This is a genomic window from Nonomuraea polychroma (assembly GCF_004011505.1).
In the GTDB taxonomy this organism is placed as follows: Bacteria; Actinomycetota; Actinomycetes; order Streptosporangiales; family Streptosporangiaceae; genus Nonomuraea; species Nonomuraea polychroma.
Genome location: NZ_SAUN01000001.1, coordinates 11082436 through 11103572, shown reverse-complemented (window position 1 = coordinate 11103572; position 21137 = coordinate 11082436). Strand labels below are relative to the sequence as shown.

The following is a 21137-nucleotide window of genomic DNA, read 5'->3' as shown; positions in this document are numbered from 1 at the left end:
CGGGCCCGGAGGCCTCCAGGCCCGTCCCATGTCGCCGTATGTCCTGCAGGAGAAGGAAGCCACGAAGGACGGCCATGGCTCACGTCGCAACACAACCGGCGCCCACCGCCCCACCCCGCCGCCGACGGGCGTGGCGCCACATCCTCGTCGGATGGAGCTTCATCCTCCCGAACTTCGTCGGCTTCGCCCTGTTCACGCTCGTCCCGATGCTCGCGGCCTTCGCCCTGGCGTTCCTGGACTGGGACTCCTACAGCACGCCGGAGTGGGTGGGGCTGAAGAACTTCCAGCGGCTGTGGGCTGACGAGAACTTCCACGTCGCCCTGCGCAACACCCTCTACTACGCGGCAGGCCACATCCCGTTGACGCTGGTGGCGGCGCTCGGCCTGGCCATCGCGCTCAACCGGAAGCTGCGCGGGGTGGCGTTCTTCCGCACCGCGGCGTTCTTCCCGTACATCACCTCGCTGGTCGCCGTGGCGATCGTGTGGAACACGTTGTTCAACCCGACGGCGGGGCCGATCAACCAGATCCTCGAAGCGCTCGGCGTGGCCGACCCGCCCCGGTGGGTGGCCAGCACCGACTGGGCGATGCCGGCCGTGATCGTCACCAGCGTCTGGCGGGACATGGGGTACTACATGGTGCTCTACCTGGCCGGGCTGCAGACGATCCCCAAGGAGTACTACGAGGCCGCGCGGGTGGACGGCGCGAGCACCTGGCAGCGCTTCTGGAACATCACGCTGCCGTGCCTGCGGCCCACGACGTTCTTCGTCCTCGTCATGCTGACGATCCAGAGCTTCAAGGTCCTCGACCTCATCGTGGTCATGACCGACGGCGGCCCCGGCCGCAGCACGCTGGTGCTGGCCCAGCTCGTCTACCGGGAAGGCATCACCGAAGGCAAGTTCGGCTACTCGTCGGCGGTCGCCCTGGTGTTGTTCGTCATCGTCCTGACCGTCACCGTCGTCCAGTTCCGTATCAACGAGCGGAGGAGCGCCCGATGACGTTCCGTATCGACGCGGGGAGGAGTGCCCGATGACCACGCTGCACGACGCTCCCCCGGCCGCCGCCCGGCCGCGCCCGCCCGCGACGTCCGAGCACGGGGACCGCTCCGGCGGCAGCCCCGTCCGCAAGGCCCTGGCCTACCTCTCGCTCACCGTCGTCACGCTGCTCGTGCTCGTGCCGTTCGCCTGGATGTTGTCGTCCTCGCTGAAGCGCGACAACGAGGTCTTCGCCATCCCCATCCAGTGGATCCCCGAGGAGCTGCGCTGGTCGAACTTCGTGGACATCTGGGAACGCATCCCGCTGCTGACCTACCTGGGCAACTCGGCGTTCCTGTCCATGACGATCACGCTGTTGCAGGTGCTCACCGGGAGCTTCGCGGCCTACGGCTTCTCCAAGGTGCGCTTCCCCGGCCGGGACGCGCTCTTCCTCGCCTACATCGCCACCATCGCGGTGCCGTGGCAGGCGTACATGGTGCCGCAGTACATCATGATGCAGCAGGCGGAGCTGACGAACACCTACTGGGCGATCATCCTGCTGCAGGCGTTCGGCGCGTTCGGCGTGTTCCTCATGCGCCAGTACTACATGTCCATCCCGGACGACCTGTGCGAGGCGGCCAGGATCGACGGGCTGAGCGAGTACGGCATCTACTGGCGGATCATCCTGCCGCTGTCCAAACCGGCGCTCGCCAGCCTGGCCCTGCTCACCTTCGTCAACACGTGGAACGACTACATGGGGCCGTTCATCTACCTGTCGGACAACGAGTTGTGGACCGTCCAGCTCGGCCTGCGCTCGTTCGTCGGGCAGTACGACGCCGACTACGCGATGATGATGACCGGCGCGGTGGTGTCGGTGCTGCCGATCCTGGTCATCTTCCTGCTGGGGCAGCGGTACTTCATCCGCGGCATCGCGACGAGCGGGCTGAAGGGATGAGCGGGCACGATGCCGGGTCGGCGGTCCGCCGCCTGCTCCGCCCGGCCGAACAGGCGACGTACGAGAAGCTGTTCTCCACCGTCTACGTCGGTCTCATGACGAACGTCCTGCTCACCGTCGCGTGCGCGCCGCTCCTGGCGGCGCTCGCGATCGTCCGGGACCCGCTGGCGTCGTGGCCGTTCTTCACCGTGTTGTCGTCGCTGTGCGCGCCCGCGCTGACCGGGGCGTTCAGCTGCTTCACCGCGCTGGGCGACGGCTCGACCGCCGTCTTCCGCACGTTCTGGCGCGGCTACCGCCGCTGCGCCGGCCGCGCGCTACTGCTCTGGGCGGCCGGCGCCGCTGCCGTGAGCATGCTCACCGTGGACGCCGTCATCGTGGCACGCACCACCTGGGGCCCGGCGCTCGCGCCGTTCTTCGCCACGGCGGCGGCCCTGGTCATGGCCGTGGTCTGGGCCTCGCTGGTGCTGCTGGCCGAGCCCCGGCACGAGCCCGTACGACTGCGCGACCTCGTGCGCCCCAGCCTGTACCTGGTGGCGCGGCGCTGGTACCTGGCCGCGGCCGGCATCGCCGTGCTCGCGCTGGCCGCGGCCGTCATCCTGGTCAAGCCGGTGATCGGCCTGCTGGTGGTGTGCTCGCCCCTGCTGTACCTGGCGTGGGCCACGACCAGGTTCGTCCTCGCCCCTGTCCTACCGGATTCCACCGCGGTCGGTGTCAGCCCCCCTTCGTGACGGGGACCGCCGCCGCGGTGAGCTCGGCCTCGTCAGGACACGGCTCGTCGACGTGGATCGCAGCAATAATCCGGCCCCCCGATAAATACGGCATGTCTTCAAATTTGATGCTCGGTCGAGGTAGAACACCGGCATCGAGCCGGTGTGGTTCTCGGCCAGGTTGGCCATGACGAAAGTGCGGAGTCCGCGGTCGCTGATCTCAGTAATGCCGCCTCACGCATGCTTGCCGACGAGGGGGACGAACTGGGCGGGCGTCACCGTTCGCCGCTGTTCCAGGCGGTCGTGCCGCTTGGCGTACAACGTGACGATGTCGGCCACGCCCGCCGCGATGGGCATGACCAGGCGACCACCCTCCACGAGCTGCTCGGCCAGCGGCCCCGGCACGGAGGCGGCCGCTGCGGAGACGATGATCGCGTCGAAGGGAGCGTGCTCGGGCAGTCCGGCAGTGCCGTCGCCGACCACCACCTCGACGTTGGTCACCCCCATCGCGTCGAGGTTGGCCCGTGCGTGCTCGGCCAGGTCGGCATAGCGCTCCACCGAGTACACGCGATCGGCCAGGTGCGCCAGCAGGGCGGTCTGGTAGCCGTACCCGGTGCCGATCTCCAGGACGGTGTCCTCGCCCGTCGGCGCCAGCGCGTCGATCATCTGGGCGACCAGGGACGGCTGGGAGGTGGGCTGCCCGTGGCCGATCGGGATCGGCTCGTCCCGCTCGGCACGCGCGGCCGAGCGTGGCGGCACGAACTGCTCGCGCGGTGTGGCGGCGACGGCGGCCAGCAGGCGGGGGTCGGTCATCCCCATCCGCCGGACGATCTCCACCAGATTCCCGGCCATGACTTCCCGCTCCCCCGGCACCCGGGAATCACACCTGGTCAGGCCGGTGGTATCTGCTGTGCCGGTCCCACGTCCCGGACGCCCGGCGGCGTACCGGATCGACCGGGTGCGCGGCGTGGAGGTGCTCGACGACGCCTTCAGCCCGCCCGCCGGCCTTGACCCGGTCGCGATGCTCGAGGAGCATCTCGCCGTCGAAATCCGGGAGGCGGCCCGTGTCCCCGGGCGGCGACTGCTAGGGGCGGGTGAGCACCCCTAGGGTCAGTCGGTGCCGGACTCCATCGCGGCGTGATCGAGCAGCTCGTCGCCAGGGACCTCGCCGGTGGAGGCGATCGCCTCGGCCCCGCCCTCGGGCATGGCGCCGATCAGCTCGGTCGGGGACGCCTGTGCGGCGCCGATCAGGGTCGGGTGCGGGCTGCCGACGATGCCGATCCGGGAGTACTGCTCCAGCTTGGCTCGGGAGTCGGCGATGTCGAGGTTGCGCATGGTCAGCTGGCCGATGCGGTCGACCGGTCCGAAAGCGGAGTCCTCGGTCCGTTCCATGGAGAGCTTGTCCGGGTGGTAGCTGAACGCCGGTCCGGACGTGTCCAGGATCGAGTAGTCCTCGCCACGCCGCAGCCGCAGGGTCACCTCGCCGGAGACCGCCATGCCGACCCAGCGCTGCAGCGACTCGCGCAGCATCAGCGCCTGCGGGTCGAGCCAGCGGCCTTCGTAGAGCAGCCTGCCCAGCCGCCGGCCCTCGACGTGGTACGCGGCCAGGGTGTCCTCGTTGTGGATCGCGTTGACCAGCCGCTCGTATGCCGCGTGCAGCAAGGCCATGCCCGGCGCTTCGTAGATGCCCCGGCTCTTGGCCTCGATGATCCGGTTCTCGATCTGGTCGGACATGCCCAGGCCGTGCCGGCCGCCGATGGCGTTGGCCTCCAGCACGAGGTCGACGGCGGAGGGGAACTCCTTGCCGTTGATGGCCACCGGCCGTCCCTGCTCGAAGCGGATCGTGACGTCCTCAGCGGAGATCTCGACCTCGGGGTCCCAGAACCGCACACCCATGATCGGTTCGACGATCTCGATGCCCGTGTCGAGGTGCTCGAGCGACTTGGCCTCGTGGGTCGCGCCCCAGATGTTCGCGTCCGTGGAGTAGGCCTTCTCCGTGCTGTCCCGGTAGGGCAGGTCGCGGGCGAGCAGCCACTCCGACATCTCCTTGCGGCCGCCGAGCTCGCTGACGAAGTCGGCGTCCAGCCACGGCTTGTAGATCCGCAGGGAGGGATTGGCGAGCAGGCCGTAACGGTAGAACCGCTCGATGTCGTTGCCCTTGAAGGTGGAGCCGTCGCCCCAGATCTGCACGCCGTCCTCGAGCATCGCGCGCACCAGCAGGGTGCCCGTGACGGCCCGGCCCAGCGGGGTCGTGTTGAAGTAAGTGCGGCCGCCGGAGCGAATGTGGAAGGCCCCGCAGGCCAGCGCCGCGAGTCCCTCTTCCACGAGGGCGGCACGGCAGTCGACCAGCCGCGCGACCTCCGCGCCGTACGCCGTGGCGCGGCCGGGCACCGAGGCGATGTCAGGCTCGTCGTACTGGCCGATCTCGGCGGTGTAGGTGCACGGCACTGCACCTTTCTCGCGCATCCACGCGACCGCTACCGAGGTGTCGAGGCCGCCGGAGAAGGCGATGCCGACACGTTCACCGACAGGCAGGGAGGTGAGTACCTTGGACACGAGCAGAAGTATATACACATCAATGCATGACCATGCAATGCGGCCGTGCGGCCGTGGGCGGGGCCGCGCGCGGGGCCGCCGAGGTAGGCGATGCGGCGGTGACCGAGGGCCAAGACAGACCGGCCGAGGCGGCGACGGTGGCCAGCGTGGTCCGCCGGGATCTGCTCGGCGATCTGCTCGGCATCGATTCCTCCCTCACGCACCCGCTCAGTGCTCGGGCAACCGGCCATCACGGCTCCCCGATGCACGTTGCACCCGCGATGCCAGTCAGGAACCCCGCGCTGGCGACCGGGCCGGGCTGGCGGCTGTCGATCCTCCCCCGTGGCCGGCGCGTTGTTCGGCGTCGTGAGCTCGATCTTCGGCGTGGCCCAGCTCAGCTACCGCCAGCGCGTCACCCTCGAGCGGTTGCTCGGCCGGGTCAACGCCGGCCTGCGTTTCCTCATGTGGGGCGCGGTGCCGCTCGGCGGCCTGGCCGGCGGGAGCTCCGGGGTGCTGGGCGAGTGGCTCGGCGGGTACGCGGCATTTGCCACGGGCATCGCCGTGATGAGCCTCGCCCACCTGTCCGTGGTCTCGGCACCCGCGATCATGCGCAGGGCCGCCGCGACACATCAGACGAGGGCTGCTCCCTGCGAGCCCCGCCGAGCGGCTCCGGGCCCTCGTCAGCGGCGGATGCCGATGGCCTCCAGGTATTCGCCGTCGGCCAGCACGGTCCCGTCGTCGGCCCGGTTGAACTTCTTGGGCACCTCGGCCAGGTCAGCGGCGAAACGCGCCCGCGTGGCCTCGTCCAGGGTGCCTCCCAGGCGGTGGATCGGCCCGTAGTTCGTCAGGAACCATTCCGCGAAATGCTCGGGAGAGCGATAGCAGAACTCGAACGTGCGCGTCTCGAGCGCGACCCACTCCACCTCGTCGCCGAACAGCTCCCGCAGCCGGTCAGGCGTGCCCCACAACATCGGGGACCTGACCTGCGGCGGGGGCGGCGCGTACGTCCCGATCGTCCGGAACAGTGCCCCCACCGCCCCGTCAGGCGTCCAGCTGGCCAGCCCGATCGTCCCGCCCGGGCGGGTCACCCGCGCCAGCTCCGCCGCGGCCCGCTCCTGGTCGGGCGCGAACATCACGCCGACCGTGCTGAGCGCGACGTCGAAGGACGCCTCGGGGAACGGCAGCCGTTCCGCGTCCCCTTCCGTGAACGTCACCTCCAGGTGCTCGGCGGCGGCCCGCTCGCGGCCCTGATCGAGCAGGCCGGCCACGTAGTCGACGCCGGTCGCCGCGGCGAAGCGCCGCGCGCCGGCGATGGCCGCGTTGCCCTGGCCGCAGGCCACGTCGAGGATGCTCTGCCCGGCGCGTACGCCGGCCGCCTCCACCAGGCGTTCCGCCATGATCTGCAAGGTGACGCCGACGCGTGCGTAGTCGCCGGACCCCCACGCCACACGCTGACGTTCCTTGAGCGCGACGAGGTCGACGCTCGCGGGCGCTGGTGATGTCCCCATGATTCCTCCCCTGATCCAGGCGCCGTCCCACACGGAGGCGCCCCCATCACCTAGGGCGTTCCATGCCGTGACATCACATGGAACGGAGGGGCGGAAGCATCGTCCAGCGGCCCGTTCGAGTACGACAAGAACGGTTTCGTGGAGGATGGAAGCGCGCCCATCGTTTCCGGCACCGCGCAGGAGGAGCCCGCATGACCACCGCACTCCCGGTCACCCTTGACGACGTCCACGACGCCGCCGCCCGGCTCAAGGGCGTCGCCCACCGTACGCCCGTGCTGCGCTCGCGTACGCTGGACGCCCTGGTCGGGGCGGAGGTCTTCGTCAAGTGCGAGAACTTCCAGCGCATCGGCGCGTTCAAGTTCCGCGGCGCCTACAACGCCGTGTCCAGGCTGTCGCCGGAGCAGCTGGCCAGGGGCATTGCCGCGTACTCCTCGGGCAATCACGCCCAGGCCGTCGCGCTCGCCGCACGGGAGCTGGGCAGCACCGCCGTGATCGTCATGCCCGAGGACACGCCCCGCTCCAAGGTGGAGGCCACCGCCGGATACGGCGCCGAGATCGTCACCTATGACCGCTACACCGGCGACCGGGTCGCGATCGGAGAGGCGCTGGCCGCCGAGCGCGGGCTGGCGCTGATCCCTCCGTACGAGCACCCGCACGTCATCGCCGGTCAGGGCACCGCCACGCTGGAGCTGATCGAGGAGGTCGGCGAGCTGGACGCGCTGCTGGTACCCATCGGCGGCGGAGGCCTGATCGCCGGCAGCGCCACCGCGGCCAAGGGCCTGCGCCCACGCATCCGGGTGATCGGCGTGGAACCCGAGGCCGGCGACGACACCAAGCGCTCGCTGAGCGCGGGCCGGCGGGTGTCGATCCCCGTCCCGCGCACGATCGCCGACGGCCAGGCCGCGGAGATCCCCGGAGAGCTGACCTTCTCCATCAACAAGCACCTGGTCGACGACGTCGTCCTGGTCTCCGACGACGAGATCCGGGCGGCGATGCGGCTTGCCTTCGAACGCATGAAGATCGTCATCGAGCCGAGCGGCGCCACCCCGCTGGCCGCGCTGCTGGCCGGCCGCCTGGACCGCGTACCGCCCCGGATCGGCCTGATCGTCTCCGGTGGCAACATCGACGCCGGCCGCTTCGCCGAACTGTGCTCATAGAGGGTTGGCGGGCAGCCACCCTCGCCCGCCCGATGATCCACTAAGCATGCTAACGCTCCCAGGCCCGGAATGTCCCGAGTCGCCGACTACTACGAGGCACGCTAGTGGCCGGCGGCCGGCCCGCCTCGCTCCCGTTGCGGGCGCGGTGCGCGACTACGACGGCCGGTAGCATCGACGGCATGATGCGCGGGTTGGGCGAGCTCGAGTCCACGATCATGGATCGGATGTGGGCGCGACGCCGGCCTGCCTCCGTGCGCGAGGTGCTGGAGGAGCTGCGGCAGGAGCGCGAGATCGCCTACACCACCGTGATGACCGTGATGGACAAGCTGCACACCAAGGGGCTGCTCAAGCGCCGGGCGGTCGGCCGGGCCTACGTGTACGAGCCGGTCGCCTCGAAGGAGGCCTACACCGCCGACCTGATGCGCAGCGCGCTGGCCGGCAGCGGCAACCAGGCCGCCACGCTCGTGCACTTCCTCGAACGGCTCACCCCCGAGGAGGCGACCGCGCTGGAGGCGGCGCTGCAGGTCTTCCCGCCCAAGGGCAAACGGTCGTGATCGCCGCCGCCGTTCTGACGCTCTACGCGGTCGCCGCCGCGGTCGGGTTGCCCGCGCTCGGGCGGCGGGTGGCGAGCCGGGCCGACCGGGCGCCGCGCCTGGCGATCGTGGTGTGGCTGGCGGCGGCCGGCTCCGTGGTGGCCTCGGCCGTGCTGGCGGCGCTGGCCTTCGCGGTGCCCGCCGACGTGGTGGCGCACGGCCTGGCCGGGTTGTTCGAGATCTGCGCCGACATGTTGATCCACGGCTCCGCCCTGACCTGGGCGGGCGTCGCGGCGTTGCTGGTCGCGGGCGCGGTGCCGGCCCGGCTCCTCTGGTGCGGCGTTGCCGTCCTGGCCAGGACGGGGCGGGAGAGGCGCGAGCATGCCGCGTTGCTCGGGCTGCTCGGCCGGCGCGACCGCGATCTCGACGCGATCGTGCTGGACTACGAGGAGCGGGTGGCGTACTGCCTGCCGGGCCGGCACGCGGAGACCGTGATCACTACGGGCGCGCTCCGCAGCCTGTCGCGTGCGCAGGTCGCCGCCGTGCTGGCCCATGAGCAGGCCCACCTGCGGGGCCGTCATCACCTCGCGGTCGCCGCCGCGCACGCCTTGACCAGGGCGTTTCCCAGGGTTCCCGTGTTCGAGGCGGCCCGGGTGGAGATCGCGCGGCTGATCGAGCTGCGGGCCGACGACGTGGCGGCCCGCCGCCATCCGCGCGTGCAGATCGCCGCCGCGCTGGTCGGCCTGGCCACCGGCCGGGCGCCGGCGTTCGCGCTGGGTGCGGGCGGCGCGACGGCACTGGTCCGCGTACGCCGCATGCTCAACCCCGAGCGCCCGCTCAGGCGGACCGAGCGCCTGGTCGGGCTGCTGGCCGTGGGCGCGTTGCTGGGTGGCCCCGCGCTGGTGGCGCTGGTGCCCGGCATCGCCTCGTTCCTCGCGCACCACTGCCATTCGGTGCTGGATTCGTTCTTCGCGTAAGCCTCACGCGCGGGGCAGCCCGCCGGAGGCCACGAAGATCGGCAGGGCCAGGAACATCCGGTGTGCCCGGGCGCGCTCGGTCTGCTCGGACACCCAGGCGGTCTCCTGCTCGGCAGTGATGGCCCCGGCGGCGCGCACGGCCGCGGCGTGCCGTACGAGCAGCGGCGCCATCGTCACGTCGGTGAAGACGGCCGTGTGCACCTCCACGGCCACGTCCTCGAATCCGGCGTCCAGCAGCAGATTGCGGTAACGGCGGGCGGCCCGGGGATCGGGGAGCAGGTCGGCGCGGGCGTGCACGATGGTCCTGGTGAGCGCGGGGTCGTCGGAGTCGATGACGAGCGTGTCCCAGTCCTGGCCGATCAGCACGGCCCGCCCACCCGGCGCGAGCACCCGCCTGGCCTCGGCCAGTGCCTTCGCGGCGTCGGCGAGCAGGTGGAAGACCTTGTCGGCGCGGTATCCGGCCACCGCGCCGTCCCCGAGCGGCAGGTCGCAGGCGTCCCCCACGCGGAAGTCGGCCTGGGGCCAGCGTTCGCGGGCCACCGCGATCATCTCCTCGCTGAGGTCCACGCCGGTCGCCCGCGCCCCGCGCTCCGCCAGCTCGCCGACCGCCCGCCCGGCTCCGCACCCCACGTCCAGCACGCCCGCTCCCTCTTGGAGGTCGAGCAGCTCGTACGAGCGGGCACGCAGCCTGGCGACGGCCGGCATGGCGTCGGCGGCGTCCAGCACTTGGATGAGATCTGTATTCGACATGGCAGCCAGCATGCGACTTCAAGCCGACTTGAAGTCAACGGCACGATCACCAGTTCCCGGTCTCGGGGCCCATGGCGCCGTACTTCACCTCGCCCTCACGTGCGTACGTGCTGACCACGACACCGGTGCTCGTCGTCGTGCCACCGATGAGCCGAGGCCGGCGGGCACGGTCCCGGCTCCGAAGAGCCTCTTGCCCGAGCTGTGGCACGGCCCAGCCGGCGTGCTCGAACCCGCCGTCGCGGTCTTCGTCGGGCCCGCCCGGCCCCTGCACCACGCAGTCCAGCGTCATGAACGACGTCACCATGAGCCTGCGCATGTCGATTCCCTTTCGCTCGGGTGCCTTGTCGACTCGACCAACGGGACGGGCCGAAATCGACAAGGCGCGCCGAACTTTCTGGATCCCGGGTTCAGCGGGTGAGTGTCGCCAGGCGGGCGATCGCGGCGGTCTCCGCCTCGTATATGGCGCCGAGCCGGGCGCTGAGGTCAGCGAACAGCACGACCGTGTCGGCGGCGGCGAGTGACTCGTTCGCGGTGGCCCGCGCCTGCCACAGCAGCCGGCCGCTCTCGGCCGCCTCCTCGCCGCCCGCGCTGCCGTCTGCCAGAACGCTCTCCTTGATCGCGGCGGTCAGCTCGCGGACACGGGCGAACTCCGGCACCTCGGCCGGGAGCGCCGCCTCGGCCAACCCGTGCCACAGGTCGGAGATCTCCCTGAACCGGCCGGCCAGATCGGCCAGCTCCGGCTCGGCCAGCAGCAGGGCGGCCTCGTCCAGGGCGTCGGCGAACAACTCGCGCAGGTTGCCGCCGTCCATGCCGACCGGCTCCGCGCCCTCCCACACCGACAGCAAGGCGTCGGCCAGACCGCGGCCGTCGGCGAAGACCTTCGGCCAAGCCTTGGCGTTGCGGGTGTCGGTCAGCAGCCGCGCCCACTTCCGCCAGGCCGGCAGCGAGAACGAGTCCGAGGTCGCCGACAGGTGGGCGGCGCAGTCCCGCAGCCCCTCGCGTGTCGCGTCCGCCAGCGTCGCCTCGTCCAGCTTGGCCTCGCCGAGCACGTGCAGGACGTTCCGGTACGAGGGCACCCGCGCCCGCGCGGCGTCCAGCCGCTCCCGCGGGATGCGGATCGGCGCCTGGCCGCGGTCGTCGAGGTATACGCCGCTCTCGTCACGCCGGTAGGCCACCACCGGGCCACCACCGTGCCCGTCGAACGTGGCGGGCAGGTGCCAGTAGCCGAGGTGATAACGGTCGGGCAGGATCACGCACGGCCGCCCGGCATCCAACTCGGCGGCGAGCCTGTCGCTTGCCGCCCGGTTGCCGCCCGTCCGGTGCTCCTCGTACGGCACGCCGAGCCGGCCGAGCGTCTTGGCCATCCACCGGTCGTGGTACTGCCACTGGTTACGGAAACCCAGGGTCACATGGCGGGACTGGTCGTGCTTGAACTCCCACAGTATGTAGCCCGCTCCGATACCGCCGCCGGCCAGGAACACCAGCGGCTCGCTGACGGAGGCGCTCTGGTTGACCAGGATGGCGGTGATCGCCGCGCTGGACGGATGCCGCCCGCCGGCGAAGCGCCACCCCGCGTCGGTGCGCGCCTCCGCCTGGCCGACCACGTGGTCGCGGGCTGTCGTGTAGCTCTCGCCGGTCTTGGCCATGCGCGCGCGGATGCGTGCCTTGAGCTGCTTCTTGCTGGTCATGACGGCTCTTCCTGCGACCGTTGCCAGGACCCGGCCCACGCCCGCGGCCCGTGGCGGCCGCGAAAGCATCGCCTGCCGGTCAGACCACCGCTCCCGAGGCTCCTTGCGTCCCCTTTGCCCCCGCAACCGGCGCGTCGCGTGGGGACGCGCTCAGGGGGTTGGGCGGGAGAGCACCGCCACGCACCGGATCGTAGTACAGCCACCGGCACGCGGCCAGCCACCGACTTTTGCTGGGGTAGTTGGGGCACAAGGTTATGGTCTGCCCCAGAATGGGGGGATGGCATACCCTCCACAGCCTCCGCAGCCCCACCAGCCACAAGGACCGTGGGGCCCGCAGGCACAGGGAGCACCGCAGGGACCCGGCCAGCAGCCCCCTCAACCGGGCTATGGCCAGCAGGGCCCCTACGGCCGACAGCAAGGCCCAACGGCCCCCCAGCCGCCCGGGCACGGCCAGGGCGGCGGCACTCCGTACGGGCCGCCGCAGAACCCCTACGGCCAGCAGAACCCGCACATCCCGCAGGGCCAGTACCCCCAGAGCCAGTACCCGCAGCACAACCCGTACGGCCCAGGCGGGCAGCACCGCCCGCCGCCCCAGCGGAACAACGGCCTGATCATCGGCTTGTCGGTCGCTCTGGGGGCGCTCCTCCTGGGTGGCGGCACGATCGGCGCGGTCGCCTACCTCGGCTCTCCCGACCCGGCGCCGACCGTGGCCCTGCAGAGCGCCGCGCCGTCCGCCCCCGCGACGACGCCCCAGCAGTCGGATCCCCCGTCAGCCACCCCGTCGGACCCGCCCTCGTCCGATCCCAGCACGCCCCCCTCTGACACCCCGCCCACGTCGAAGCGGGCCCAGCCGGGCTCGCCGATCACTCACAACGAGTTCGACGACTGGAACTTCGGCCTGAGTGGCGTCAAGTTCAAGGCCAACAAGGTCGGCGGCTGGACGTACAACACGTGCGACCCCGTGGACGGCGAGGGTGTGCTGGCCAGGTACGACTGCGAGCGCGCCATCGAGATCGCGTACTCGGCGTACGGGGGCCACCTCAAGGCGGTGCAGCTCATGATGGCGTTCCCGAACGACAAGGCGGCGAAGAACACCGCCACGCGGCTGGCCAAGCTGACCTCGGACGCGGTGACGTGGCGCAAGGACAAGGCGCACACCAGGTACGCGTACGGGAAGATCCGATCGGGCGCTTCCAAGAAGTACCTGATCATCACGATCGTCACCGCGGACAAGTCAGCCAAGAGCCAGGCCGAGAAGTTCCACGCGTACCTGCAGACCGACCACGCGAGCTACTTCCTGATGCGCGACCTCACGATCACCAGTTGACTCGGCCGCCGGCATCGAGGACGACAGCGGGCCGGCCCCGTACGCCCCCGAAGCCGGCCCATTACGCGCTCAAACCATTCAGCCGATGCTGAAGGCGCCCTTGAACTCGGCGTTCATGACCCCGCCGTAGAGGGCTGCTGCCGAGCACTTCCCCGCGCCCGTGAGCAGGCTCGTGTTGAACTTGCCGGTGAACCGCTGGCCCGCGAACGGGCCCTCGGTCACCACGCCGGACACCTGGGCCGTGTTGAGCACGGTGTCGTCAATGGTGATGTCGGCGTGGCTGGTCTGCCTGGCGCCGTTCGCGTCCCACACGATGGTGGCCACGCCGGTGCCGGTGCCGAACCTGCTGGCCACGCAGCTCAGGTCGACGTCGTCGAAGCTCGCGGTGATGCGGGCGGAGGTGATCCCGAGGCCGCTGTGGTCGACGCAACTGCTGCTGACGCCCCGGTACGTCACGAACTGCGACTGCTGGAACATCTGCACGCCGGGCGTGAAGTGTGTCTCACCGGCGGCCTGACAGGAGACCGAGTCAGCGGCGTACGCGGCCTGCGGGGCGGCGAGGAAGAGAGCGGACACGCCGAGTGCGGCGACGGCGGGCAGGGTTTTGCGGAGAGTGGACATGGAACTGCTCCTTTCGAGGGCAGGACGAGCACGGCGAAGGGGCGATGTGCGGCCGCCGCTCCTCCGTTGAGAGGGTTCTCGGTCACTGGACGCTACGGGCCGTAACGCAAAGGCCCCTCAAAACGACCGCCCGTGGCGGACAAGATGTCCTGGGTCGCTATGCCAGCAGTCCGCGCCGGCGTGCTGCCGCGGCGGCCTGGGTGCGGGTCGAAACCTCCAGCTTGGCCAGGATGTTCGACACGTGCACGCTCGCCGTCTTCTGCGCGATGAACAGCCGCTCCGCGATCTCCCTGTTGGTCAGCCCTTCGGCGACCAGCCGCAGCACCTCGGCCTCCCGAGCCGTCAGCCCGGCCTCGCCCTGCCGCGGGCCGTCCTCGGCCTGCGCCCCGCCGCCGAACCGGGCCCGCCGCCCGAACTCCAGCAGCGCATTCTCCAACGGCGCCGCCCGCAGCTTGCCCGCCGTCTCCCTGGCCAGCTCCCACTCCGCCTGCGCGGAGGCCCGGTCACCGGTCGCGAGCAGCGCCTCGGCCAGGCGCCAGCGGGCCCGGGCCACCTCGTAGACGAAGCCGAAGTCGAACGCCGACACCACCTTGCGCCACAACTCCACCTCGTAGCGGCCATGAACGCGGTGCCACTCCGCCTCGGCCCGCAGCGCCCACGCGATTCCCTCGGGCCCCAGTTGTCCGCGTTCGCCTGTGGGGCCGCGCTCGACGGAGAAGCGGACGCGCTCCAGCAGGTCGTCGGCGCCTTCGGTGGTGCCGAGCTCGGCCAGCGCCCACAGCCCGACGGCGGCCGTCCGCAACACGCCGTTGTCGCCCGGGACCAGCGTCGCCAGGACCTCGCGCACGTGCTCCAGCGCCCCGGCCGGGTCGCCGTGCCACAGGGCGTGCTCGGCGGCCAGGCCTCTGGACATGTAGCCGGCCAGCTCATTCGACCAGAACGGCCGCACCCAGCTCAGCCTGCTCTCGACCGCGGGCAGGTCTCGCCCCACCTCGATGAACAACGCGAACGACGACAGGACCGCCTCGGAGAGGGTGCCGACCCGCACGGGGAAACTGCTTGCCACGTTCTCCGCCTGGTCCCACTCCCCCGCCACGTAGTGAATGAGGAACCGCAGGAAACGCAGGTCGGTGCCGTAGGTGCTCCACTTGAGCCCCGCGTCGAAGGCCATGTGGATGCCGTCATCGGCTATCTCGGCGGCCTGGGCCAGCAGCCCCTGCTCGTAGTGAACGCGTGCGTGCTGAAAGCGGGCCCGGAGGTCCATGGCCAGATCGCCGGTCCTCTCCGCGGAGGCCAGCTCGAACAGCTCATGGGCCCTGGCCACGTCGCCCTGGTGCTCGACGAAGGAGGCCAGCACGATCAGCGCGCCGACCTCGGCGTCCTTCGTCCCCGCGGCGCGCGCCGTCTCCAGCGCCCTCGTGGCACGGGCCTCCACCTCCCGGTGACGGGGGCTCCAGAGCAATGTGCGCGTGTGGGTGGCCAGGGCACGTGCGAGCGCGGCCTGGTCCTCGGCGCTCTCCACGGCCCGCTCGGCCGCCACGATGGCGCCCGGCTGATCGTCGATCTCGTAGAGGTAGTAAGCCAGGCGCTCGCTGACCTCGGACGTCTGCGGCAGGGCACGGAGCTGGACGATCGCCCGGTGGTTGTCGCCGCTGTCGGCCGCCGTCACCGCGCTGCGGAACGCCAGCGCGATCCGGCTCTCCCCGGCCAGCTCCTCCGCGCCGTCCACCCGATCCCACAGGCTCAGCGCCTGGTCGTAGTGGCTGTGCGCCTCGGCGGGAGCGCCCAGCCGCTCGGCCAGCCGGCCCGCCTCGGCGGAGGACGCGAGCGCGCCGGCCAGGTCGTGGCCCGCGAGGTGGTGGTGCGCCAGCTCGGCCGGGGACGTCAGCAGGCGGGCGAAGGCGGCGTGCAGCCGGGTGCGCTCGCCGGGCAGCAGGTCGGTGTAGACGGCCTCTTGCAGCAACGCGTGGCGGAAGGTGTAGCCGAAGCCGTCGACCCTGAGCAGGCCACGCGAGACGATCTCCCTCACCGCGTCCTCGAACTCGGCCAGCGGCAGCCCCGACACCTCCCGCAGCAACTCGTCCTCCACCCGCCGCCCGGCCACGGCGGCGGCCCGCAGCACCTGCTGGCCGGCATCGGGCAGGACCTCGACCCTGGACATGAGCAGGCTGGCCAGCCCGTCGGGCAGGCTGTCGCCCTCCGCCACGGCCGCGAACAACTCCTCGGCGTAGAACGGGTTGCCGTCGGCCCGCGCGACGATTTCCCCCAGCTCACGGGCGTCGACCTCGCCCAGCGTGGTGACGTAGTCCGACAGGTCGCCCCGGCCGAGCGGCCCCAGCTCGACGCTCGTCACCGTCGGCAGGCGCTTGAGCTCGGCCAGCACGGACCGCAGCGGATGACGGCGGTGGATGTCGTCGGTGCGGTAGGTGCCCACCACGCAGACCTGCTCGGTCTGCACCATGCGGCTCAGGAAGACCAGCAGGTCGCGGGTGGAGCGGTCGGCCCAGTGCAGATCCTCGATCACGAACAACACCGGCTGCACGTCGGCCAGCAGCCCGAGCAGCGAGCCGAACAGCCGCTGCTGGGTGAGCCCGGTCGAGGGCGCGCTCTCCGTGCCGGGCAAGAGCTGGCCCAGCATGGGGTGGGCGGCGGCGGCCTCGCGCACGGCCGACTGCGCCCCGCGCAGGGCGTCGGCCAGCGGCAGGTAGGGCAGCGCGTCGCCCAGCTCGGCGCACTGGCCGACCAGCACGTGCACGCCGCGCTCGCGGGCCTGCCCGACCAGCTCGGCGACCAGCCGCGTCTTGCCGATGCCCGCGTCCCCGCCGACGAGCGCGACGCCGGCCGTGCCCTCGATGGCGGACTGGAGCACCCGCACGAGTCTGGCCAGCTCAGCAGAGCGCCCGACGAGAAGACCGTTCACGCCAGCAACTATGCCACGCCGCACCGACACTCGATTGGTCCAGAAGACTGACCTGACATTGGCTCTCATCGCCATACCAAAGCCGCTCTAAGCTGCCTGTTGTGATCTCCCCGACGACGTTCGCCTTCTTCGTCAGCGCCTCGCTGGCCCTGGTGATCATCCCTGGTCCCAACCACCTCTACATCACCGCGAGAGGGCTGGCCCAAGGCCGTGCGGCCGGCCTGGCCAGCGCGTTCGGCGTGGAGGCGGGCACGCTCGTGCACATCGCCGCCGCCGCGGCCGGCCTGTCGTATGTGATCTCGCAGTCGGCCACACTGTTCGCCCTCGTCAAGTGGGCCGGCGTCGCCTACCTGGTCTACCTCGGGATCCGCGCGTTCACCGGCACGCAGGAGGAAGGCCGCACACCGCCCCCGCAGCCGCTGCGCAAGGTCTTCCTCGAAGGTGTGCTGGTCAACGTGCTGAACCCGAAGGTGGCGCTGTTCTTCCTGGCGTTCCTGCCGCACTTCGTGGACCCGGACGCGGGCTCGCCCGCGCTGCAGGTGGTCGTGTTCGGCCTGACGCTGCTGCTCCTGGGCCTGATCTCGGACATCGTGTACGCGTGCACGGCCGGTGCCCTCGGCGCCCGCCTCACCAAGCAGACCAAAGCGCTGCGGTACGTCAGCGGCGTCGTCTACCTCGGCCTGGGCGTGGCCACGGCGTTCGCCGGGAGAAAATGACCCGTATGGCGCCGAGGAAGCAGCAGGAGATCTTCGATGCGACGTTGCGGCTGGTCTCCGAGAAGGGCTACGACGGGCTGACCGTGGAGGGGGTCGCCGAGCGCTCGGGCGTCAACAAGACGACGATCTACCGGTGGTGGCCGTCGAAGGCCGCGCTGCTGGGGGCGGCGCTGGTGGAGGCCGACGTGCTGGAGTTCGACACGCCGGACACGGGCAGCCTGCGCGGTGACCTGGTGGCGCTGGTCGAGGCCGTCATACGGCTGCTCACCGAGCCTCCGGCCAGCGACATCGCCGTCGCCGCGCTCGCCGCCGCCGTGCGCCACCCGGAGCTGGACGGGCGCCGGTTCTTCGCCGACCGCTTCGCGCGGGAACGAGAGATCTTCGAACGCGCGGTACGCCGGGGCGAGCTCAAGGAGTCCGTGGACCCGATGCTGATCGTCGACATGCTGGCCGGGGCCGTGTGGATGCGTGCGGTGTTCCGCGGCCTGCGCGTGAGGGACGACTTCGCCGACGAGGCGGTCGCGGCGCTCCTCGACGGCATCTGAGTCAGTAGATGAGCTCGTACGCGTCTGGCCGCACCCGCCTGGTACGCGCCCAATACTCGAACGTGAACCCCGGCCAGATCGTCCGGTTCACTCCGTGCTCGTCCAGATACCAGGAATGGCAGCCGCCGGCGTTCCACACCAGCGGGTCGAGCCGCGCCCGCAGCCGCCGGTTGAACGCCCGCTGCGCCTCCGTGCGCACGTCGAGGGCCCTGGCCTGGGTCCTGGAGAGCAGGCGCAGGCATTCGACGACGTAGCGCGCCTGCGATTCGATCATGAACACGACCGAGTTGTGTCCAAGGCCGGTGTTGGGGCCGAGCAGGAAGAACAGGTTCGGGAAACCGCTCGTGGCGATGCCGTAATAGGCCTCGACACCGTCCTTCCAGGCGTCCTGGATCGTCAGTCCGCCCCGGCCGGCGACGCGCTGGTCGGCGAGCGCGTCCACCACCTTGAACCCCGTGCCGTAAATGATCACGTCTACCTCGTGCTCGACGCCGGCGGCGTCGATGATCGAGCGCTCGCGGATCTCGATGATCCCGTCAGTGACGAGGGAGACGTCGTCCCTGGTCAGGGCCGGATAGTAGTCGCTGGAGATCAGGACGCGCTTGCAGCCGATCAGGTAGTCGGGGGTGAGGGCGCGGCGCAGCTCCGGGTCGGGGACCTGCGCCCGCAGGTGCCTGAGCGCGAGCCTCTCGTGCGGCTTCATCAGGCTCGGGTGCACGGCGAAGCCCAGTGCCCTGGTCTCCAAGGCCCAGTAGATGGCGTTGCGCAGGGTCCTGGTCGCGCCGGGCAGACGCAGGAGTTTGCGCACGCCGGGTGAGAAGGCGAAGTCGGGCTTGGGGATGAGCCATGGCGGCGTGCGCTGGAAGACCGTCACGTGGGCGGCCGACGGGGCGATCTGGGGGATGAACTGCACGGCGGAGGCGCCCGTGCCGATCACGGCGACGCGCTTGCCGGCCAGGTCCACCGTGTGGTCCCACTCGGCTGAGTGGAAGGCAGGGCCGGCAAACACCTCGCGCCCCGAAATTTCAGGGAATTTCGGGATGTGGAGGGCGCCTCGGGCGGCGACCACCGCATTGGCCCGCAGGATCTCGCCGTCCTCCGTGGTGACCGACCAGGCGCGGCGGTCGTCGTCGTACTCGAGGGCCGAGACGTTCTTGCCGTACCGGATGTGCGGGGTCACGCCGTATTTGCCGGCACACGAGCGCAGGTAAGCCTGGATCTCCTGCCGCGGGGCGAACATCCGGGACCAGCCGGGGTTGAGCTCGAACGAGAAGGAGTACATGGGCGACGGCACGTCGCACGCGCAGCCGGGATAGGTGTTGTCGCGCCAGGTGCCGCCCAGCTCGCCGGCCTTCTCCAGGATGACGAAGTCGTGGTACCCGGCTTCCTTCAGCTTGATGGCCATGCAGATCCCGGCGAAGCCGGATCCGACGATCACTAACCCTGGGCTGCCCACGAGGACCTCCTATTGGACTCTCAGTCCAATGTAGGTCAACAAGGGAACCACGAAAACCCGCCACGGCGTCGGGGCGGGTGATCCTGGTCTCGGGGCCTACTGGAGGAGAAGGAAGGCGGCCACTCCGACGATCACGATCGCCGCGACGACCGCGATGATCGGCAGCAGGGGCGACTTCTTGGGCTTCGCCGAAGCCTCCTGCTCGCGCGCCTGCGCGAACGCACGGAACGCCTGGGTGTTGCCCGCGGGGTCGATGTGCTGGTCAGACATGGGCAGCAGCCTAGCGTGATCGGCTGTGCCGTTTGTGCCGTTTGGCGGGATCTTATGGACAACCCCTGATGGGAGGACCACCCCATTCGGCGGATAGCTTTGAAGCATGCTCAGGACCCTCCTCTCACCCCGCGTCATGGGGTTGCATGTGCTCACGATCGGGGTCCTGATCGCCTTCATCCTGCTGGGACGCTGGCAGCTCGGTGTCTTCCAGGACTCGGGAAAGCCTCGCGCCGCCGCGGATCCCACGCCTGTCGCGGTCGCCACCCTCGCTCCGGTCGGCGCTCAGATGGACGGCGAGGCCGTCGGCCGCAGGGTAACGGCGGAGGGCGTCTACGAGGCCGATCGCCAGTTGCTGGTGGCCGACCGGCGGGCCGACGTGGACGCCCCCGGCGGCAAGGCCTCGCACGATGCCGGCTTCTGGGTGCTCACCCCGCTCCGGCTCGACGACGGCACACTGGTGCCGGTGGTGCGGGGCTGGGTCGCCAAGGGCGACGACCCGGCGGTGTCCGCGGTGCCACAGGGCAGGGTCGCGGTGGCCGGGCGACTGCGGCCCCAGCAAGGCACCGACAGCGTGCAGCGGCGCGCCGAGGGGCTGCCGGCCGGTCAGGTTCAGACGGTGTCCACGGGCGAGCTGATCAACCTGTGGACCGGGCAGAAGGTACGCACCGGCTATGTGGTGGCGCAGCCGCCGTCCGGTTCGCTGACTCAGGTCAAAGTCGCGCCGCCGGAGGTCGGTGGCACGCTGACCTGGCGTAATCTGGCATATGCCGCTAACTGGTGGATCTTCGCGGGATTCGCCGTTTTCATGTGGTTCCACTTCGTCCGCGACGCCGTACGGACGGATCGGGACCGCGCCAAGTCCCCTGAGATGGCTCTGGAAGGTTAAATCGTGGAATCGGCTCTGAAGCCCTTCCGGGTGCTCGCCTACGTGGTCGGCGTCATGCTGCTCGTGCTCTGCCTCGCCATGGTGCTGCGTTACGGCTTCGGCGACGCGACCATGTCGAAGATCACCGCGCCGATCCACGGCGGGTTCTACATGATCTATCTGCTCACGGTCATGAATCTGGGTATGAAGGCGCGCTGGACGTGGCAGTACATGCTCGGCGTGATGCTCGGCGGCACGGTGCCGTTCCTGTCGTTCTACGTCGAGCGCAGGGTGACCCAGCGCGTGCAGTCGGCGCTGGCCGCGGCGGAGGCCTGAGCGGCCCCCGCCGGCCGCGGGCTCAACGGCCGATGCCGCGCCTGCGGACCCTCTTGAGCCGCTCGCGCTGGGACGGGTCGAGCATGAAGTAGCCGACCACCGGCGCGGCGATCACGCCGAGCACGACCAGCAGGGTGATCGTGCTCCACCCGAAGATGATCAGTGAGAGCAGGACGGCGGCACCCGCGCCGATGGCGTACTTCTGGACTGGCGACATAGTCAACTTCCTCCGAGCCTCTCGAGCACGGAGCGCACGCCCCGCCTCTCCCACATTGTGCGTCGTGGATTCAACGAGTG

The 21137-nt window shown here is 70.6% G+C and carries 23 protein-coding genes; 12 read left to right on the top strand and 11 right to left on the bottom strand.

Annotation, left to right across the window (positions count from 1 at the left end):
• The first annotated feature begins 74 nt into the window (after positions 1-74).
• From EDD27_RS51825 to EDD27_RS51815, 3 genes are read left to right on the top strand one after another with little or no spacing between them, the layout of a single operon-like run.
• Positions 75-995, top strand: a complete 921-nt coding sequence (locus tag EDD27_RS51825; RefSeq protein ID WP_127940039.1) for a carbohydrate ABC transporter permease — start codon at positions 75-77, stop codon at positions 993-995.
• A 31-nt stretch (positions 996-1026) separates the two neighbouring features.
• On the top strand, positions 1027-1926 hold the full coding sequence (locus EDD27_RS51820; protein WP_127940038.1) for a carbohydrate ABC transporter permease: 900 nt from the start codon (positions 1027-1029) through the stop codon (positions 1924-1926).
• Positions 1923-2654, top strand: coding sequence for a ferredoxin-NADPH reductase (locus EDD27_RS51815; protein WP_127940037.1), 732 nt, complete (start codon positions 1923-1925; stop codon positions 2652-2654). Before EDD27_RS51820 ends, EDD27_RS51815 begins: the two co-directional genes overlap by 4 nt.
• A gap of 213 nt (positions 2655-2867) precedes the next feature.
• On the opposite strand, the gene EDD27_RS51810 is transcribed toward EDD27_RS51815, so the two are convergent.
• On the bottom strand, positions 2868-3485 hold the full coding sequence (locus EDD27_RS51810; protein ID WP_127940036.1) for a protein-L-isoaspartate(D-aspartate) O-methyltransferase: 618 nt from the start codon (positions 3483-3485) through the stop codon (positions 2868-2870).
• A 58-nt stretch (positions 3486-3543) separates the two neighbouring features.
• On the opposite strand from EDD27_RS51810, the gene EDD27_RS51805 reads away from it, so the two are divergent.
• Positions 3544-3741 (top strand): hypothetical protein, encoded by a 198-nt coding sequence (locus EDD27_RS51805; protein WP_206642035.1) that lies wholly within the window; start codon positions 3544-3546, stop codon positions 3739-3741.
• 2 nt (positions 3742-3743) lie between these two features.
• Here the strand turns inward: EDD27_RS51805 and argG are convergent, their stop codons facing one another.
• Both argG and EDD27_RS51795 read right to left on the bottom strand, forming a co-directional pair.
• Positions 3744-5189: an argininosuccinate synthase gene (gene argG / locus EDD27_RS51800; protein WP_127940035.1), complete on the bottom strand. Its 1446-nt coding sequence runs from the start codon at positions 5187-5189 to the stop codon at positions 3744-3746.
• A gap of 659 nt (positions 5190-5848) precedes the next feature.
• The gene (locus EDD27_RS51795; protein ID WP_127940034.1) at positions 5849-6676 is read right to left on the bottom strand and encodes a class I SAM-dependent methyltransferase; all 828 of its coding nucleotides are present in this window, start codon (positions 6674-6676) and stop codon (positions 5849-5851) included.
• A 191-nt stretch (positions 6677-6867) separates the two neighbouring features.
• Here EDD27_RS51795 and EDD27_RS51790 point away from each other — a divergent pair, with 191 nt between their 5' ends.
• The 3 genes from EDD27_RS51790 to EDD27_RS51780 all read left to right on the top strand — a co-directional run bounded on the left by EDD27_RS51790 (position 6868) and on the right by EDD27_RS51780 (position 9343).
• A complete protein-coding gene (locus tag EDD27_RS51790; RefSeq protein ID WP_127940033.1) occupies positions 6868-7833 on the top strand; it encodes a threo-3-hydroxy-L-aspartate ammonia-lyase in 966 nt (321 codons plus the stop codon).
• 179 nt (positions 7834-8012) lie between these two features.
• On the top strand, positions 8013-8387 hold the full coding sequence (locus tag EDD27_RS51785) for a BlaI/MecI/CopY family transcriptional regulator (protein ID WP_277750818.1): 375 nt from the start codon (positions 8013-8015) through the stop codon (positions 8385-8387).
• Positions 8384-9343 (top strand): M56 family metallopeptidase, encoded by a 960-nt coding sequence (locus tag EDD27_RS51780; RefSeq protein ID WP_127940032.1) that lies wholly within the window; start codon positions 8384-8386, stop codon positions 9341-9343. Before EDD27_RS51785 ends, EDD27_RS51780 begins: the two co-directional genes overlap by 4 nt.
• 3 nt (positions 9344-9346) lie before the next feature.
• Here EDD27_RS51780 and EDD27_RS51775 read toward each other — a convergent pair whose 3' ends face one another.
• The 3 genes from EDD27_RS51775 to EDD27_RS51765 all read right to left on the bottom strand — a co-directional run bounded on the left by EDD27_RS51775 (position 9347) and on the right by EDD27_RS51765 (position 11781).
• The gene (locus EDD27_RS51775) at positions 9347-10093 is read right to left on the bottom strand and encodes a methyltransferase domain-containing protein (RefSeq protein ID WP_127940031.1); all 747 of its coding nucleotides are present in this window, start codon (positions 10091-10093) and stop codon (positions 9347-9349) included.
• Positions 10094-10139: 46 nt separating this feature from the next.
• Complete coding sequence (locus EDD27_RS51770; protein ID WP_206642034.1) at positions 10140-10409, bottom strand: hypothetical protein; 270 nt, start codon at positions 10407-10409, stop codon at positions 10140-10142.
• Positions 10410-10500: 91 nt separating this feature from the next.
• Positions 10501-11781: a BtrH N-terminal domain-containing protein gene (locus tag EDD27_RS51765; protein WP_206642033.1), complete on the bottom strand. Its 1281-nt coding sequence runs from the start codon at positions 11779-11781 to the stop codon at positions 10501-10503.
• A gap of 277 nt (positions 11782-12058) precedes the next feature.
• Between EDD27_RS51765 and EDD27_RS51760 the strand changes: the two genes are divergently transcribed.
• Complete coding sequence (locus EDD27_RS51760; RefSeq protein WP_127940030.1) at positions 12059-13108, top strand: hypothetical protein; 1050 nt, start codon at positions 12059-12061, stop codon at positions 13106-13108.
• Positions 13109-13186: 78 nt separating this feature from the next.
• On the opposite strand, the gene EDD27_RS51755 is transcribed toward EDD27_RS51760, so the two are convergent.
• Positions 13187-13729 carry a hypothetical protein gene (locus EDD27_RS51755; protein ID WP_127940029.1) on the bottom strand — a complete coding sequence of 181 codons (543 nt, stop codon included), beginning with the start codon at positions 13727-13729 and terminating at the stop codon, positions 13187-13189.
• A gap of 157 nt (positions 13730-13886) precedes the next feature.
• Complete coding sequence (locus EDD27_RS58210; RefSeq protein ID WP_277750817.1) at positions 13887-16649, bottom strand: ATP-binding protein; 2763 nt, start codon at positions 16647-16649, stop codon at positions 13887-13889.
• Between the two features lie 101 nt (positions 16650-16750).
• Here EDD27_RS58210 and EDD27_RS51745 point away from each other — a divergent pair, with 101 nt between their 5' ends.
• Positions 16751-17365, top strand: a complete 615-nt coding sequence (locus tag EDD27_RS51745) for a LysE family translocator (RefSeq protein WP_127940027.1) — start codon at positions 16751-16753, stop codon at positions 17363-17365.
• 5 nt (positions 17366-17370) lie between these two features.
• Positions 17371-17910: a TetR/AcrR family transcriptional regulator gene (locus EDD27_RS51740; RefSeq protein ID WP_127940026.1), complete on the top strand. Its 540-nt coding sequence runs from the start codon at positions 17371-17373 to the stop codon at positions 17908-17910.
• 1 nt (position 17911) lies between these two features.
• On the opposite strand, the gene EDD27_RS51735 is transcribed toward EDD27_RS51740, so the two are convergent.
• Both EDD27_RS51735 and EDD27_RS55170 read right to left on the bottom strand, forming a co-directional pair.
• Positions 17912-19366 (bottom strand): flavin-containing monooxygenase, encoded by a 1455-nt coding sequence (locus tag EDD27_RS51735; RefSeq protein WP_127940025.1) that lies wholly within the window; start codon positions 19364-19366, stop codon positions 17912-17914.
• A 96-nt stretch (positions 19367-19462) separates the two neighbouring features.
• On the bottom strand, positions 19463-19636 hold the full coding sequence (locus tag EDD27_RS55170; protein ID WP_164904160.1) for a hypothetical protein: 174 nt from the start codon (positions 19634-19636) through the stop codon (positions 19463-19465).
• A gap of 106 nt (positions 19637-19742) precedes the next feature.
• Between EDD27_RS55170 and EDD27_RS51730 the strand changes: the two genes are divergently transcribed.
• Together EDD27_RS51730 and EDD27_RS51725 are read left to right on the top strand one after the other, a co-directional pair.
• Positions 19743-20525: an SURF1 family protein gene (locus EDD27_RS51730; RefSeq protein ID WP_164904159.1), complete on the top strand. Its 783-nt coding sequence runs from the start codon at positions 19743-19745 to the stop codon at positions 20523-20525.
• Positions 20526-20528: 3 nt separating this feature from the next.
• Entirely contained in the window at positions 20529-20840 is a 312-nt protein-coding gene (locus tag EDD27_RS51725) for a DUF3817 domain-containing protein (protein WP_127940024.1), read from the top strand.
• 22 nt (positions 20841-20862) lie between these two features.
• On the opposite strand, the gene EDD27_RS51720 is transcribed toward EDD27_RS51725, so the two are convergent.
• Positions 20863-21057 carry a hypothetical protein gene (locus tag EDD27_RS51720; RefSeq protein WP_127940023.1) on the bottom strand — a complete coding sequence of 65 codons (195 nt, stop codon included), beginning with the start codon at positions 21055-21057 and terminating at the stop codon, positions 20863-20865.
• Between the last annotated feature and the right edge of the window lie 80 nt (positions 21058-21137).

Coding starts and splice junctions, on each gene's coding strand:
- EDD27_RS51775 (WP_127940031.1), bottom strand. CDS start 10,093: ATGTCGAATACAGATCTCATCCAAGTGCTGGACGCCGCCGACGCCATG.
- EDD27_RS51810 (WP_127940036.1), bottom strand. CDS start 3,485: ATGGCCGGGAATCTGGTGGAGATCGTCCGGCGGATGGGGATGACCGAC.
- EDD27_RS51770 (WP_206642034.1), bottom strand. CDS start 10,409: ATGCGCAGGCTCATGGTGACGTCGTTCATGACGCTGGACTGCGTGGTG.
- EDD27_RS51815 (WP_127940037.1), top strand. CDS start 1,923: ATGAGCGGGCACGATGCCGGGTCGGCGGTCCGCCGCCTGCTCCGCCCG.
- EDD27_RS51785 (WP_277750818.1), top strand. CDS start 8,013: ATGATGCGCGGGTTGGGCGAGCTCGAGTCCACGATCATGGATCGGATG.
- EDD27_RS51825 (WP_127940039.1), top strand. CDS start 75: ATGGCTCACGTCGCAACACAACCGGCGCCCACCGCCCCACCCCGCCGC.
- EDD27_RS51730 (WP_164904159.1), top strand. CDS start 19,743: ATGCTCAGGACCCTCCTCTCACCCCGCGTCATGGGGTTGCATGTGCTC.
- EDD27_RS51795 (WP_127940034.1), bottom strand. CDS start 6,676: ATGGGGACATCACCAGCGCCCGCGAGCGTCGACCTCGTCGCGCTCAAG.
- EDD27_RS51790 (WP_127940033.1), top strand. CDS start 6,868: ATGACCACCGCACTCCCGGTCACCCTTGACGACGTCCACGACGCCGCC.
- EDD27_RS51740 (WP_127940026.1), top strand. CDS start 17,371: ATGGCGCCGAGGAAGCAGCAGGAGATCTTCGATGCGACGTTGCGGCTG.
- EDD27_RS51765 (WP_206642033.1), bottom strand. CDS start 11,781: ATGACCAGCAAGAAGCAGCTCAAGGCACGCATCCGCGCGCGCATGGCC.
- EDD27_RS51720 (WP_127940023.1), bottom strand. CDS start 21,057: ATGTCGCCAGTCCAGAAGTACGCCATCGGCGCGGGTGCCGCCGTCCTG.
- EDD27_RS51820 (WP_127940038.1), top strand. CDS start 1,027: ATGACCACGCTGCACGACGCTCCCCCGGCCGCCGCCCGGCCGCGCCCG.
- EDD27_RS51755 (WP_127940029.1), bottom strand. CDS start 13,729: ATGTCCACTCTCCGCAAAACCCTGCCCGCCGTCGCCGCACTCGGCGTG.
- EDD27_RS51760 (WP_127940030.1), top strand. CDS start 12,059: ATGGCATACCCTCCACAGCCTCCGCAGCCCCACCAGCCACAAGGACCG.
- EDD27_RS55170 (WP_164904160.1), bottom strand. CDS start 19,636: ATGTCTGACCAGCACATCGACCCCGCGGGCAACACCCAGGCGTTCCGT.